This window comes from Lactobacillus colini (assembly GCF_017874575.1).
Taxonomy (GTDB): Bacteria; Bacillota; Bacilli; order Lactobacillales; family Lactobacillaceae; genus Lactobacillus; species Lactobacillus colini.
The window spans coordinates 44,962-60,705 of the sequence record NZ_JAGGLU010000007.1 but is presented as its reverse complement, the minus strand read 5'-3'; the positions used below and the strand labels follow the sequence as shown (position 1 = coordinate 60,705).

Genomic DNA, 15,744 nt, shown 5'->3' with positions numbered 1-15,744 from the left:
AGCCACAAAAAGCGGAACCTTGGCTATACTATAGCTGGGATTCCGCTTTTTAACATGTTAAATAAGCAATTTTAAAAAAATTATTTAGTTCTTACTTCAAATACTTTCTTTTTAGATGATACTGTAGTTCCATTTGATGTCTCTTTAACAACTGATGCAACATTTGTAGCTGAATTAGTTATTAGAGTTAGAACTATAGGATCTTTTCCATGTTTCTTTATTTGATCAATATCCATCTGAGCAATTAAAGTTTCAGTTGTAACAGTATCGCCAGTCTTTACTTTAATATCAAATGGCTTTCCTTCAAGTTCTACAGTATCAAGACCTAGGTGTAACAATACCTCTAAGCCATCGTCAGTAATTAGACCTATAGCGTGCTTTGTTTTAAATATTGAAGTGATTTTTGCATTTATGGGGCTATAGATTAATCCATCAGAAGGTATTATTGCGAATCCTTCGCCCATCATTTTCTTTGAGAAGACATCATCCTTTACATTGCCTAAATCAGTGTATATCCCATTAACTGGAGCAGAGAAGCTTATTGTTTCGTTATGCTTTTCTGCTGTTGGTTTGATAGATGGGGCAGGAGATACTGTATTAATCGATTTTGTGTTTTCTAATACAGAGGGGTTAGTAAGAATGTCGTTAATTTCTTGACTATAGATATCTGCTTTACCACCAAAGATAGCCTGAATACCACTACCAACTTTTAAGACACCAGGAGCGCCTAACATTTTAAATACATCTTCATTGATAATATTATTGTCTTTCAGTGACACACGAAGCCTAGTTGCGCAAGCTGATACAGTTTCAATATTATTAATACCGCCTAGTGCAGTAATAATTGCGGCTGATTCATTAAATAGTTTATTATCAGTTGTTGATGAATTGGTTAGAATTGACTCGGCTTCTTTATTTTCCGTGACTTCCATACCAGGAATTCCAACATGGAACTTTTTGATACATAGTGTAAAGATGAAGAAGTATAAGAAGAACCAAATTATACCCATAATGAGTACGTTAGGCCAATTAGTCTTATCTTGTCCTTGTAAAACTCCAAATAGTAAATAGTCAATGAATCCTCCTGAGAATGAATTCCCAATTCTAATATTCATGATATCAGCAACATAGAATGAAACCCCATCTAAGAAGGCATGGATTACATATAGCCAAGGAGCTACAAATAAAAAAGTATATTCGATAGGTTCAGTGATACCAGTTAAGAATGAAGTTAAACCACCTGATAAATATAAACCGCCGTCTTTTTTACGGTTAATCTTTGGTAAACAAAGATACATAGCTAAGGCAGCGCCTGGCAAGCCAAACATCATTGTAGCAAATCTACCAGCAAAAAAGCGGGTACCATAAGTAAATAGCCCATGATGATTAGGATCAGCTAATTGAGCAAAGAAGATATTCTGTGCACCAACAACGGTCTTGCCAGCAACATCTGCAGTACCACCAAGAGCAGTGTACCAAAACATAGGATATATAGTATGGTGTAATCCAACTGCACCAGTTAATCTTAATAAAAATCCATACAAGAAACTGCCAAAACTACCCATTTTAGCAATTGCATAACCTGCTGATGTTAGCCAAGATTGAATTGGTGGCCAAATAACGAAGAAAATTGCGCCAATAACGATAGCTACTAAAGATGAAATTATTGGTATAAATCTTGAACCACCAAAAAATCCTAAAAATTGAGGTAATTGCACTTTTCTATAATGATTATGTAGATAAGCTACTGTAGAGCCAATAACTATTGCACCTAAAACTCCCGTATCAATGGTGTTTTTAGGACTAAACAATTGCAAGAATCCAGCAATAGTAGCAGAATATACAAGGTATGCAACTCCACCAGCTAGTCCCGCTGTGCCTTTATCACCTTTGGCCAGTCCAACAGCTAATCCAATTGAGAAGATCAAGGCTAAATTACTGAACACAGCATTACCGGCAAAGTTCATAATCTTTAAGATGGTTTGTAACCATTGTTGATTTAACCATGAATATGTATGAATAGCTGCATCATTGGTTAAGGCACCACCAAGACCTAGTAAAAGACCCGCAACTGGTAAGATTGCAATAGGCAGCATAAAAGCTTGACCCAATTGGGAAAGAGATTGATTAATCTTCGAGGAACGTTTGGACATCAGATTTTCCTCCTTTCGTAAGGAAAGCTATTTTTTATCAAAAACAGAAGTAAAAGTTCTAGCAATTTGCAGTGGACGAGTAATTGCGCCACCAACAACAATTCCTGTTGGGTTAATATCTATGACTTTCTTTAACTGCTCTGGAGTATGTATTTTCCCTTCTGCAATTAAATCCATGCCGGCATCTACAACTGCTTGAATTAGATCGAAGTCAGGATGATCTGATCTAGGACTTTCATCAGTATAGCCTGAAAGAGTAGACCCAACAAAGTCAACTCCAGCTTCATAGGCGTTTTTACATTCTTTGAAGTTAGAACAATCACCCATTAATAGCTGATGAGGGTATTTTGTTTTAATTTTGTCGATATATTCGGATATTGTTAACCCGTCATGCCTTTTTCTAAGGGTTGCATCAATTGCGATCACTTCAATACCAGTTTCAACTAATTCATCAACTTCTTTCATAGTTGCTGTAATATAAGGTTTTTCGGGTGGATAATCTTTTTTGATGATGCCGATCATAGGCAAATTAACAATTTTTTTAATTTGTTGGATATCCCTTACAGAGTTTGCTCTTATACCAACGGCCCCAGCTTCTTGTGCAGCTTTAGCCATTAATGGCATTATTCCACCTTCGGGTGTATATAAGGGTTCTCCAGGTAAAGCTTGACAAGATACTATTAATCCACCATGGATTTTTTGAATAAATTCTTCTTTTTTCATTGCACTTTTTACTCCAAAATATATATTTTTTGGAGTTTTCCTCCAAATAAATTTTAACTCTATACATGATGATATGCAACATTTTTTGTAACCGCTTTATTATGCGGATAATAGGAAACGAGGTTATTAGATGGATTTTATTCAGATAGTAAATCAACATAGGGATGAATTAACAAAATCTGAAGAAAAATTAGTGAATTATATTATTACTAACAACGATAAAGTAATTTACGATACTATCAAAGCACTGGGAAAAGTTACAGCAACTGGCGATGGAACAATAATAAGACTATGCAAAAAATTAGGTTTTTCTGGATTCTCAGATTTAAAAATAGCTTTGGCTAAACAATCTATGGAATCTGAAAATAAAAAATCGCAAGATAATTATATTGATAAAAGTGAGTCATTGCTTGTAACTGCAATTGAAAAAACAAGAAGTCTAATTAATATGCAGGAATTGGATAAGGCCATAAACCTGTTAATTAAAGCTAAAAATGTTTATATATTTGGTGTTGGCCATTCTGGAGAATCTGCACGTGATTTTGCAAAAACATGGCTAAGAATTGGATTAATAGCACATGCTGAACCTGATCCGCATATACAAGTTCAAGTAAGTAATCTTCTTAACAAAGATGATGTAGTAGTAGGTTTATCATTGTCTGGTCATACCAAAGATACCTACGATTCTCTAAAATTAGCTAAAAATAATGGTTCAAATATTATTGTTATTACTAATGAATTACTTTCGCCAATTGCCAAACTAGGTGATGCTAAACTCCAGACTGCTGCCGGAGAATTTTCATCAATTGGATCAGTTGCTGGACAGACATCACAGCTATTTATATGTGATGTATTAGCAAGGGGATATGAAAAGATTAGTAAAATAGATTCTAATGCTATTAAACAACGTGCTATAAAAGCTGTGATGAAAAAGAAAAAATGAAACATGAATTAGTAACAACAGATCCTGGACTACCGTATAAACTGAATATCATTGAAGGTCTAGGCTTAGAAATACCACCACACTGGCATAGATCTATTGAAATAGATTACACAATTCATGGTCAAGCAGATTACCATGTAGCTGGGAAAACATACACTATTACTGATAATGAATTTATAATTGTAAATTCTGGTCAAATTCACAGTGTCAACAATTATAAAAATATATCTGAAAGAAAATCGATAGTATTACTGATACCAATAGAAGTAGTAGAGAATTATAATCCTCAATTTTTGCATCATCAGTTTATAACGTCTAATTGTTCGCAAAGTGCTTTAAACAGTATAAAAAAAGAATTGTATGCTATTTATGAGGCAAGAAATCTACCAGATAATATTAGGAAATTAAATCAACATGGTCATGTTTTGACACTATTAAGTTTGCTTTTTATATATTGTCTGGCAGATACATGCAATCGAGATATGCACGATATTAAATTACAGGAACTAAGTAAGAAAGTTTTGAGTTATCTTTCAAAATATTATGAAAGGAAGTTAACATTAAAAAGTATTTCTGATCATTTTTCATTTTCAGCTGCCTACCTATCTCGTGTATTTAAACAACAAACTGGTACTAGCATTATGCAGTATCTTCAAGATATTCGTTTAAAATATGCTTATGAACAAATACAAGGAACAGATCTATCAATAAAGGAAATCGCTAAGTTGGTTGGTTTTTCTGATACTCGATCACTACGAAATAAGTTTAAAAAGAAGTATCATATTACTCCCAATCAGTTGCGAAAAAGTTAATTTTTGACCCTTTTAAGTCAATTTTCTCCCTTTATTAAAAGCGCTTACAAATATAAACTTAAAAGCGTAAGAAATAGACTTTGAAGGAGATTAAAAATGAAATTAAAACTTATTGGTAGTTCCTTTGTAATAGCTACTTTAGTGGGGATAGGTTTAGGTACCATGAATCAAGCTAAAGCAGCAACAACTATTCGACAAACACAATTTGGTAAAGTTAAGGGTCAAAAAGATGGTGGAGTATTGCAGTGGAAAGGAATTCCATATGGGGGTTCAGTTTCAGGAAAGAATCGTTGGCAAGCGCCAAATAATCCTAAAAAGTGGAAAGGCGTGAAAAATACCACTAAATCAATTTCCGCTATTCAATATAATTCAGGCACGGTAAGTGGTTCTGAAAAAAATGCACTAACTCTTGATATTTATCGGCCAAATACTAATAAGAAGAACCTACCAGTAATCGTATATATTCATGGTGGTAATAACCAAACTGGATCTTCTACAGAAATTCCAGGTACCTCTTTTATTAAGAAACATGATGCTATTTATATTGCAATTAATTATCGCTTAGGAGTATTAGGTTTTAATCCGCTTTCTGCATTAAAAAACGGTTCTAAGCAAAAAAATTCAGGTAATTATGCTTTGCTAGATATGGCTAAAGCTTTAACCTGGGTTCAAAAAAATGCAAAATACTTTGGTGGTAATAAAAATAATGTTACAGTAGCTGGCTTTTCTGCTGGTGGTCGTGATGTAATGGCAATGTTAATTTCTCCAATTTTTAAAGGTAAATTTAATAAAGCAATTGCCTTTTCAGGAGGGATGACTACGTCAGATACGGTTAAGAGCCAACAAGTTTTTGCTAAGGCTATTGCACCATTAGCTGTTAAATCAGGTAAAGCAAAGACAGAAGCGGAAGCTGTAAGATGGTTAACAAGTACTAACAAGTCTGATCAAAAAGCAGTTAGAAAATTTCTGTACAACATAAAAGCTTCAGATTTAGCTAAGTTAATGGGAAATGCAAGTATTAGAATGTCTGTATTTCCGCATCTTTATAAAGATGGTGTAGTGATTCCTAAGAATGGTTTTGATACCAAAAAGTACAATCAAGTTCCGGTAGTAATGACTTCTGGATCTAGAGAATTTTCATTATTTGAAGCATATGACCCATACTTTGCTAAGACTTTAGCTGATGGAAAATTGCTTACTGATCCACAATATCAATTTGGATTTAAGTATGGTGGTGAATTATACGGACGTTTTAATGTAGAAAATTCGGCTAATAAGATGCTTAAACAAGGCTATAAGGCTAATATCTATGGTATGAACATAGATTTTGGTAATGACATAAAAGTCGTTGGTCCAACAATGGCAACTTATGGTGCCTATCATGGTGTATTTGTACCAATGCTAGATACTAATAATACTAGTTATAAGTTAGTAGTGGGGGATGCATACAAGAGTGACGGTGCACGTGCAATGTTAGCAGCATTCCAAAATTATATCTATAACTTTATGATCTCTAAAGACGGTTCTTCAAATAAGAATAACGTCGATTGGAAGCCATATAAAAAGCAAAATGCACCAGTGTTAAACATTGATGCTGATAAAGATTATTCAAAAATTAAGATGAAGTCTAAAACTTATACTGATCAAGATATTTTAAACGCAATGGATCAAGATACTTCAGTTACTCCTGCGCAAAAGAAGAATATTATTAGCAAGGTTATGAATGGTCGTTGGTTTAGCAACGGTTTAGATACTAAATACAATAATTTATCTGATTTTGATAAGTAAAATATAAACGTGTCATAATAGATTATAATAAAACCCGGTCCTAACGATGGTAGATAGGATCGGGCTTTATTAAATTAATAGCCTGTTTGCAATTATTTAGGACTTCATTTTTCTTTTCAGCGCGATCATACTGTTTAGTAATTATTACTTTCACTATTCAGAATTTCGCTTTCTAAATTTCTCTACAGAATCATAGACATGACCATAAACTCCATTGTTAGCGCCCTCAATGGCTTGTTTTAATTCCTTTATAACACATATTTTCTACGATACTCTTGTGGGGATGTACCATAATACTTTTTAAACATTTAAAAAAGTTATGTAACAAATGGGTAGTAATCAGCTTAAATATAAAGAGAGCGTTGCAATATCTCCTCCTCATAATAGTAATTAAGATGAAGTAAATGCATCCCTTACATGAAAAAAGTTGTAAGAGATGCATTTTAGTATGATATATTTGAGCAATAGATCTTTATAAAAATTGAAATAATGTTTACAATATTTTGGTAAACATAAACAAAAAATAGAAAAAGAGATATTTAATTATGCCTAGTATAAGAGATGTTGCAAAAATGGCTGGGGTTTCACCAGCTAGTGTTTCAAGGATTTTAAATAACGATAAGAGTTTTCATATTAATGAAAATACTAGAAAGCGAGTTATAGAAGTTTCTAAAAAATTAAAATACAACAAATCAAAAAATAAGTCCGGACCTAAAGAAAATAAAGGAATGAATATAGGTCTTATTTTAAGACATTCTGAAAAAGATGAAGCACAAGATCCCTATTTTCAAAATATTCATGATGGAATTATTGAAGAAGCTGATAAATGGCGCTTAGAAACAGATATTGTGTTTAGAATGCACGACAAAGAAAAAAATTTAGATCTACTTTCTAAATATGGAGCAATTATTTTAGTAGGGCAGATGACCAATGATGCAATTGAAAAATTGAAGAACTACAATAAAAATATCGTTTTAGTAGATGCTGATCCAGTTTTAGATGATTGTACTTATATTCAAAATGATTTCACTAATCAAACCACAAAAATATTGAATTACTTATATAAGCTAGGACATAGAAATATAGTTTATGTGGGAGGAAGGGCAAATGTAGTAGATATTAAAGGAAAAACTGTACCCTTAGAAGTTGAAAAAAGAGCCTTAGCTTATTCTAATTGGATGAAAGTGAAAGGATTAAATAAATACGAACATCTATATATAAGAAATTGGACTATAAAAGATGGTTATAATCTCTGCAATCAAATTATCAATGAAAGTCAAGAATTGCCATCTGCTATTCTAGTTGGCAGTGATCCAATGGCATTAGGGGTTTATAAAGCGCTCAAAAATCATAATATTAAGATTCCAGAAGAAGTTTCTGTAGTCAGCTTTGATGATGTTGAGTTAAATAGGTATTTGACTCCTGCTCTATCTAGCGTATATATGGATTCAAAACAAATGGGGCATGTAGCTGTTAGATTAGTTAGAGACATGATGATCGAAGAAGAAAATGCAATGCCATTAGTCATTACTTGTCGAAGTAAATTTAATTTAAGAGAGTCTGTTATGGAAAAGTTATAGCAAGTTATAACTTTTTTTATTTGGTTATTGTGTAAACAAATTATAAACATTTATAATAATAAATGTAAACAGTAAGCGATTTCATTAACTTGGGAGAACATTATGAAAAGTTTTTTAGATTGGATGCAGAAAAGACTCGTACCGTTTGCATCAATGCTTGGAAAAAATAAATATTTAACTAGTTTACGTGATGGAATGATGATTGCTTTTCCAGCTACAATGTTTGGAGCAATCATGGTAATTATTCAAAACTTACCGCAAACTTTTGGTTTTGCAAAATTTCTGTCGCCAGGAGTATTAAAGTTCTTTAATGACTTCTTTGCACCTGTTGGTAATGCAACTATGAATATTTCAGCAATGTTTATTGCTTTTGGTGTTGCTTATCAATTAGCAGGGCACTATAAGCAGTCTCAGATATTTGCTGGTGCAATATCATTATCATCATTTTTAATGCTTGCTTTAGTTGGTAATGATAAAACACAAGGTGCATTTTTCCCAATTAATCAATTGGGTGCACAAGGTATGTTTGTTGCTATTATCGTGGCAATTGTTTCTTGTGAAATATATTGCCGCATTAGTATGGCCAACATTACTATTAAAATGCCAGATTCAGTCCCTCCAATGATTGGACAATCATTTGTTGCCATTATTCCAGGTGCTGCACCACTTTTGTTAGCAAATATTATTCGCTATGTATTTACGCTTACATCTTACAAAGATGCGATTGATTTTGTTTATAAAGTTTTGCAACAACCATTAATGGGATTGGGTGATACACTTCCAGCAGTTTTGTTTGCAGTGTTCTTTACACAGCTCTTTTGGTGGTTTGGTATTCATGGTACCTTGTTAGTTAACTCAATTATTCAGCCTATCATGGATTCTTTAGCACTTCAAAACTATAACGCATACCGCAACGGTGTAGATCCAAATCATTTACCACATATTATTAATACTACTTTCATGGGTGTATTCGTATGTCAAGGTTTGCAATTAGGTATTGCTATAGTCTTTGCCTTTTGGCTTGCACGTTCTGCAAGAATGAAGACAACTATGAAGACGGTCCTTGTTCCATCTATCTTTAATGTTTCTGAACCTATGACATATGGATTGCCAATGGTTTTGAATCCAATAACCTTTATACCATGGATTTTAGCTCCAATGGCTTCTACAGCAATTTCATATGCTGCAATAGCAATTGGGCTAGTACCTCATCCTATTGGTGCTACAGTAGTCTGGTCAACACCTATTTTCATTTCTGGTTGGCTTGGGACAGGTTCAATTGCTGGGGCAATTTTACAATTGGTTGACGTAGTGGTTATGACCTTCATTTTTGTTCCATTCTTAATAGCTCTTGATAAATCTTACTTAAAAGATGAGCAAGCTAACATGGCCAAATAGACGAATGAGGAGTTAATAGAATGAATACTAATACCTTAACTTATAGATATTTCTACAAAGCTGATCCTCAAAAAATGTATCAAACTTTGTTGAATACACAGCTTGAATACTTTCAAATGCATGATAAGAGTATTAAAGAACTGCATGTAGGGGATAAAATTAACACTACACTAAAAACAAAAATAAATCATGACTCAGTAACGACAATGGAAGTTACAAAGATTATCCCTAATGAGGAATTTCAATTAGTAACTCATCAAGTCGGTAATCATGATATTACTCAAACATTTAAATTTAAAAAAAGCCCTAATGGAAGTAATGAGTTAGATTATTCGGAAAGAACTAATGTAACTACTTTTCGCGGTCAAAGTTACTTTTTCTTGGCGAAATTACTATACAAGTTTTTCTATAATCGTGGCATGAAAAAAAGAATGCAACAATTAGAAAATTTAGCACTGAATTAGGCAGATAAAATGATTGAATATCTTTTTAATAAATATTTTCATCTTCATAACGATAAGACTAGCTACCTATTCTACATCATGGAAAATGGTGAACTAGGACATCTTTACTATGGCAGAGAATTAGGAGAGTTAACACGGGAAGATTTAGAATATCTTAAATGTGATAAAAGCAAATCAGCAGGTACTGTAAAATATTCTCCTGATATCCCTAACTTTTCTTTGGCAGATCATGAGTCGGAATTTCCTGTTAATGGCACTTCTGACTTTCGTGAAGGTGCTATTAACTTAGATAATGGCAATGAATATCTCTATCCTAGTTTTGAGTTTGAAGATTATAAGATTAATAACATAAAAAAACGTACTTTAGACTTTCCTAAAAGTTATGCAGAAGTCGGAGAATCAGAGACTTTAAGCATTAGGTTGGTAGATAAAGAACATCAACTTGAATTAATTTTAAACTATACAATTTTTAAAAATAGTAGTGCAATTGTTAGAAGTGCTCAGATAAAGAACTTAGGAGAAAATATAGTTTATCTCACTAATATGCAAAGCAGCCTATTTACTTTAGATAATAATAATTGGGATTTTTTGCAGTTATCTGGGGCTTGGCTGAAGGAACGTCACATTAAGAAACGTCCCTTGATTCAAGGTATTACTAAAGTTGAATCTTTACGGGGTGCTAGCAGCCACCACCAAAATCCATTTATTGCCTTAACAGAAAAGAAAGTTGGACTTAATCAAGGAAAGATATATGCTAGCAATTTGATATATTCAGGTAACTTCATTAGTCAAGCTGAAGTGAATGAATGGGGAGTTACGAGGGTAATGACAGGCATTAATCCAAGTGGCTTTCGTTGGCTATTAAAACCTGGACAATCATTTAAAACACCGGAAGGAGTGATGTTTTTTACTGAAAATGGCTATAACGGCTTAATGAATGAAACACATTATTTTACTCAAAAATATGTAATAGATAGAAAATGGCAATATGAAAAACGCCCAATTGTAATCAATAGTTGGGAAGCTTATGTCTTTAACTTTAATGAAGAAAAACTGCTTCAATTAGCTAAAGAAGGTAAAGCTTTAGGGATGGAATGCTTTGTTTTAGATGATGGTTGGTTCGGTCATCGTGACACTGATAACACATCTTTGGGTGATTGGACGGTTAATCGCAAAAAGTTTCCTAGGGGATTAAATCATTTTAGCCAAAAGTTACACCAAATGGGAATGCAATTTGGATTATGGTTTGAGCCTGAAATGATATCTCCTGATACATCTTTATATAAGAGTCATCCAGATTGGATTGTGCGCCATCCTTACTCAAGAGCTGCAATTGGCAGAGGACAATATGTATTAGATTTTTCCAATCCGCAAGTAGTGGATAATATTTATCAGCAGATGGCCAAAATTATCGAAGATTGTAAAGTAGACTACATTAAGTGGGATATGAATCGATACATTACTGAGGCATATTCACCATACTTGAAAAAGCAGAACTTACCACAAGGTGAGTTCTTCCACCGATATATCAAAGGAGTTTATGAACTATACAGTAAATTACTAACAAATTTCCCTAATTTATTAATTGAAGGGTGTGCAAGTGGTGGAGGTAGGTATGATTTAGGAATTATGTATTATAGCCCTCAAATTTGGCCTAGTGATGATAGTGATGCGGTCGAAAGACTTGACATTATGCAAGGTACACTTCTAGCCTATCCATTATCAACTTTTAGTAATCATGTGTCTGATATTCCAAATGGACAGGTAGGGAGAAATACTAACTTAAAGTTTAGTCAAGATTTTGCCAGTTTTGGTCCATTAGGTTACGAACTTGACTTAAATAAACTTTCCCCCTCTGATAAGCAAAAAATTCGTAATCAAATCAACTGGTATAAACAAAAGAGAGATTTGCTAGTTAATGGTAAATTTTCTAACCTCTTACCTATTGAAGACAAGAATACTTATGCATTTGAAGTAAGTAATGAGGAAAATATGATTATTGGCTTTTATCGTAAGCTTGCAAGAGCTAATGATGCACTTAATCGGTACTTTTCTATACTAAATGTTAATCAAGATCGAGAATATCAAGTTAATAAAGTTAAACTGAGTGGGTCAATCCTGAAGAGGCGTGGCTTACGTGAACCATATCAATTTAATGGTGCTAATAAGAACACAGCTGAATTAATCGGTGATTTTCAATCTTATATATACCAAATTAAAATGGAAAAATAAGTTATAAAAGCTGCGACAATGAAAGTCACAGCTTTTTGCGCAAATAAGGGTAATTAAAATGACAAAACTAAATATCAATGAATTTCTCCATGGTGGAGACTACAATCCGGAACAATGGCTGGATACACCTGAAATTCTTAATCAAGATTTTGCACTATTTAAAGCTGCAAATATTAACACTGTTACAGTAGGTGTATTCTCATGGGCAAAGCTAGAACCTAAAGAAGGAAACTATACCTTTGATTGGCTAGACGATATCTTTGATCGAGTTGAAAAAATGCATGGACATGTAATTCTGGCAACCCCATCAGGTGCACGTCCAGCATGGCTAGCCAAAAAATACCCAGAAGTATTAAGGGTAGATAGCGATGGTATAAGGAGAAAGTTTGGTGGACGTCATAATCACTGCATTTCTTCACCAATTTATCGCCAAAAGGTACACGAAATAAATACTAAACTTGCAAAACATTTTGGTAAGCGCAAAAGCTTAATTCTTTGGCATATTTCAAATGAATATTCTAGTGTATGTTACTGTGATTTATGCCAAGAAAACTTTAGAAAGTTTCTACAAAGGAAATATCATACTTTAGATAATTTAAATCATGCATGGTGGACTACTTTTTGGAGTCATTATTATGATAGTTGGGATGAAATCACGGCACCTGGACCTAAGAGTGAGACAGGCAATAAAGGAATGAATTTAGATTGGAACAGATTCGTAACTGATCAATCTATTTCATTTATTGATAATGAAATAGAACCTTTAAAAAAACTAACCCCTAATATTCCTGTTACTACTAATATGATGGCTGGTGGTGCAGAATTAAAGGTATTTAATGGTTTAGATTATCAGAAGATTTCAAAGCATTTGGATATTATTAGTTGGGATTCTTACCCAGATTGGGGTAATGATTATCAAAGCACTTACCAAGTAGGGATGAAGGTTAGCTTGTTGAATGATTTCTATAGAAGCTTAAAACATCAAAACTTCTTAGTTATGGAATCAACCCCATCTAGGGTTAATTGGCAAAATGTAAACAGAGCAAAACGCCCCGGGATGCATGAATTATCAGAGATGCAGGCTATTGCTCATGGCTCAGATGGTGCACTGTACTTTCAATTAAGGGCTTCTCGAGGCAGCAGTGAGATGTTCCACGGGGCAGTAATTGAGCACCGCCATCCCCAAATGACACGTGCTTACCATGATGTTAAAAAGCTTGGAGAAGGTCTATTAAAGATAAAAGACGCCGTAAAGACTAGCTATGTTAAAGCGAAAGTTGCCATTGTATATAGCTATGATAATGATTGGGCGTTAGCTAACTGCGAAAGTTATAGTAGTGACAAAAAATATTGGACAACTATTAAGAAGCACTATCGTTACTTTTACGAAAATGATATCCCAGTGGATATTATTGGACCTGACGACGATTTCAGCTCATATAAATTAATCATTGATCCTATGCATTTCTTAATGTCTGAGGCCTACATGAACAAGCTTCGAACTTACGTTAAAAACGGTGGTGTAGTTGTTGGAACTTACATCTCGGGTGTTGTTGACGATAATGTTTTAGCCTATATGGACGAGTGGCCCAAGCAATTGCAAGAGGTATACGGAATTGAACCACTTGAAACAGATGTATTATATCCTAGTCAAAGCAATTCAGTTCTATGGGGTAATACTACTGGCAACGCATATGATTATTGTGAAACTTTAATTAATCATAGTGCAGAAGTTCTTGGAACTTATCAGCATGATTTTTATAAAGATATTGCCGCAATAACTAAAAATAAATGTAGTGAAGGATATGGATATTACTTAGCTTGTCGATTAAGTTATGATTTTCTTGAAAAGTTTTATCATGATTTAGTCTTAAAGTTTGATATTAAGCCAGATTATCCAATTAGAAAATATACTAAGCAGATTACAATTCAAGTACGTGAAAATTCAAAATATCGCTATTACTATGTACAAAACTGGTCTACAAACACACAGTCATTAGACATTACGGAACCATTAGCTGATTTATTTAATGGTATAGAGATTATAGGTAATAAAGAAAGGATACATGGCTACGAGACTAAGATATATCTTCAGAGAAAATAAAAATAGCTTTTATCTGAAAACGCTTTATAATTATTAGAGATTGTGTTACTATAATAAACGAACAGAATAATGCAAAGAAATTCGTAAACTGGATTGTAACTCTTTGAGGCATTACCACGAACGAAGGTTTAGAGGATAGTACTCTAGTCTTGTTTGTGATTGCTTTAAAGAGTTTTTTGTGTTTAAGAAAGGAAATTAAAAATGCTTGCTTTTTTGAAAAAGTTAAAATCAGATCCTAATGAAGTTGTTGCGCCAGCTAATGGAACATTAATTGATTTAAGTACAGTTAGTGACCCAGTATTTGCGCAAAAGATGATGGGGGATGGCTTTGCAATTAAGCCTGACGTTAGTTCAGGAACTATTGAAATTTTTGCTCCAGTGAGTGGCAAGATCGTTTCATTACCAGCTACCAAGCATGCTGTAGGTATTCATACTAAAGCTGGGAAAGATATCTTAGTACACATTGGTATTGATACCGTAGATTTAAAAGGAGATGGATTTGAAGCTTTTGCACAACAAGGAGATCAGGTTAATCGAGGTGATAAATTAATTTCCGTTGATGCTCAAAAACTTAAGGATGCCAAACTGGATAATACGATAATGGTAATTTTTACTGGGGAAACGGACAAACAATTAAATTTTGATATTGGTTACAATAACGAAGTAAAGAGTAAGGAAAAATTAATGTAATAGTTAGAGGTATTAAATATGAGAGTGATTAAGAAAATCAACAATAATGTAGCTGTTTGTCAAGATGGCAATGGCCAAGAATTGATTGCATTAGGAAAAGGCATTGGTTTTCCTAAAACTCCCTACGAATTAACAGACCTTTCAAAGATAGATATGACATTTTATCGTGTTAGTTCACAAATGATTGATCTTTTAAAAGAGATACCCTCAGAAGTGCTTGCCGTGAGTGCTCATATTGTTCAATTAGCACGGCAAAAATCAAATAGTAATCTTTCATCGAATGTTGTTTTTAGTTTAGCAGATCACATTAATTTTGCGATAGAAAGAGTTAAAAAAGGATTGACATTTGATTTTTCATTAACATATGATATTGAACATTTATATTCTAATGAATATGCTATTGGCCAAATTGCTTTAAAGTTGATTCAAGAAGATTTGAACGTTTCTCTCCCTAATGAAGAAGCAACTGCAATAGCAATGCATTTTATTAATGCCGCTGAAATTTCAGGAGAAAAAATTGATAAAAACAGTAATGATAACTTATTACAGATGGTTATAACCAAAATAGAAAGCCACTTTGATATCACAATAAATCGTAAAAGTTTTGCTTTTAATAGATTTAAAATTCACTTTCAATATTACTTACAAAGACTTCAGGATAATAAACAAATTTCAGGAGAGATTACATCATCCTTAATTAAGGATTTTTCTACAAATAAGAAATCTGTTTATAAATGTGGACAAGATATTGTGGTTACAATAGATCAACAATTACATACACAAACTACAGATGATGAGATGTTTTATTTAATGATTTATATCAATCGAATGATTAGTAAGACTATAGCAGAGTAGAG

At 33.2% G+C, this 15,744-nt stretch carries 12 protein-coding genes; 10 read left to right on the top strand and 2 right to left on the bottom strand.

What is annotated here, in order from left to right:
* Window positions 1-80 precede the first annotated feature (80 nt).
* Together J2Z60_RS07010 and J2Z60_RS07005 are read right to left on the bottom strand one after the other, a co-directional pair.
* Window positions 81-2,153, bottom strand: a complete 2,073-nt coding sequence (locus tag J2Z60_RS07010) for a PTS sugar transporter subunit IIABC (RefSeq protein WP_245328747.1) — start codon at window positions 2,151-2,153, stop codon at window positions 81-83.
* A 27-nt stretch (window positions 2,154-2,180) separates the two neighbouring features.
* Complete coding sequence (locus J2Z60_RS07005; protein WP_209686981.1) at window positions 2,181-2,876, bottom strand: N-acetylmannosamine-6-phosphate 2-epimerase; 696 nt, start codon at window positions 2,874-2,876, stop codon at window positions 2,181-2,183.
* A gap of 130 nt (window positions 2,877-3,006) precedes the next feature.
* Between J2Z60_RS07005 and J2Z60_RS07000 the strand changes: the two genes are divergently transcribed.
* From J2Z60_RS07000 to J2Z60_RS06955, 10 genes are all read left to right on the top strand, one after another.
* The gene (locus J2Z60_RS07000; RefSeq protein WP_209686980.1) at window positions 3,007-3,819 is read left to right on the top strand and encodes a MurR/RpiR family transcriptional regulator; all 813 of its coding nucleotides are present in this window, start codon (window positions 3,007-3,009) and stop codon (window positions 3,817-3,819) included.
* Window positions 3,816-4,631 (top strand): AraC family transcriptional regulator, encoded by an 816-nt coding sequence (locus J2Z60_RS06995; RefSeq protein ID WP_209686979.1) that lies wholly within the window; start codon window positions 3,816-3,818, stop codon window positions 4,629-4,631. The genes J2Z60_RS07000 and J2Z60_RS06995 overlap by 4 nt, the downstream gene beginning before the upstream one ends.
* Window positions 4,632-4,727: 96 nt before the next feature.
* Window positions 4,728-6,419, top strand: a complete 1,692-nt coding sequence (locus tag J2Z60_RS06990; protein ID WP_209686978.1) for a carboxylesterase family protein — start codon at window positions 4,728-4,730, stop codon at window positions 6,417-6,419.
* 545 nt (window positions 6,420-6,964) lie between these two features.
* Window positions 6,965-7,999 carry a LacI family DNA-binding transcriptional regulator gene (locus J2Z60_RS06985; RefSeq protein WP_209686977.1) on the top strand — a complete coding sequence of 345 codons (1,035 nt, stop codon included), beginning with the start codon at window positions 6,965-6,967 and terminating at the stop codon, window positions 7,997-7,999.
* A gap of 102 nt (window positions 8,000-8,101) precedes the next feature.
* Window positions 8,102-9,397, top strand: a complete 1,296-nt coding sequence (locus J2Z60_RS06980) for a PTS sugar transporter subunit IIC (protein ID WP_209686976.1) — start codon at window positions 8,102-8,104, stop codon at window positions 9,395-9,397.
* A gap of 20 nt (window positions 9,398-9,417) precedes the next feature.
* Window positions 9,418-9,861 carry an SRPBCC family protein gene (locus tag J2Z60_RS06975; protein WP_209686975.1) on the top strand — a complete coding sequence of 148 codons (444 nt, stop codon included), beginning with the start codon at window positions 9,418-9,420 and terminating at the stop codon, window positions 9,859-9,861.
* Between the two features lie 9 nt (window positions 9,862-9,870).
* Complete coding sequence (locus J2Z60_RS06970) at window positions 9,871-12,093, top strand: alpha-galactosidase (protein ID WP_209686974.1); 2,223 nt, start codon at window positions 9,871-9,873, stop codon at window positions 12,091-12,093.
* A 58-nt stretch (window positions 12,094-12,151) separates the two neighbouring features.
* Window positions 12,152-14,197 carry a beta-galactosidase gene (locus J2Z60_RS06965; RefSeq protein WP_209686973.1) on the top strand — a complete coding sequence of 682 codons (2,046 nt, stop codon included), beginning with the start codon at window positions 12,152-12,154 and terminating at the stop codon, window positions 14,195-14,197.
* Between the two features lie 201 nt (window positions 14,198-14,398).
* Window positions 14,399-14,887, top strand: a complete 489-nt coding sequence (locus J2Z60_RS06960; protein ID WP_209686972.1) for a PTS sugar transporter subunit IIA — start codon at window positions 14,399-14,401, stop codon at window positions 14,885-14,887.
* A gap of 18 nt (window positions 14,888-14,905) precedes the next feature.
* Entirely contained in the window at window positions 14,906-15,742 is an 837-nt protein-coding gene (locus tag J2Z60_RS06955; RefSeq protein ID WP_209686971.1) for a PRD domain-containing protein, read from the top strand.
* Window positions 15,743-15,744: the final 2 nt, after the last annotated feature.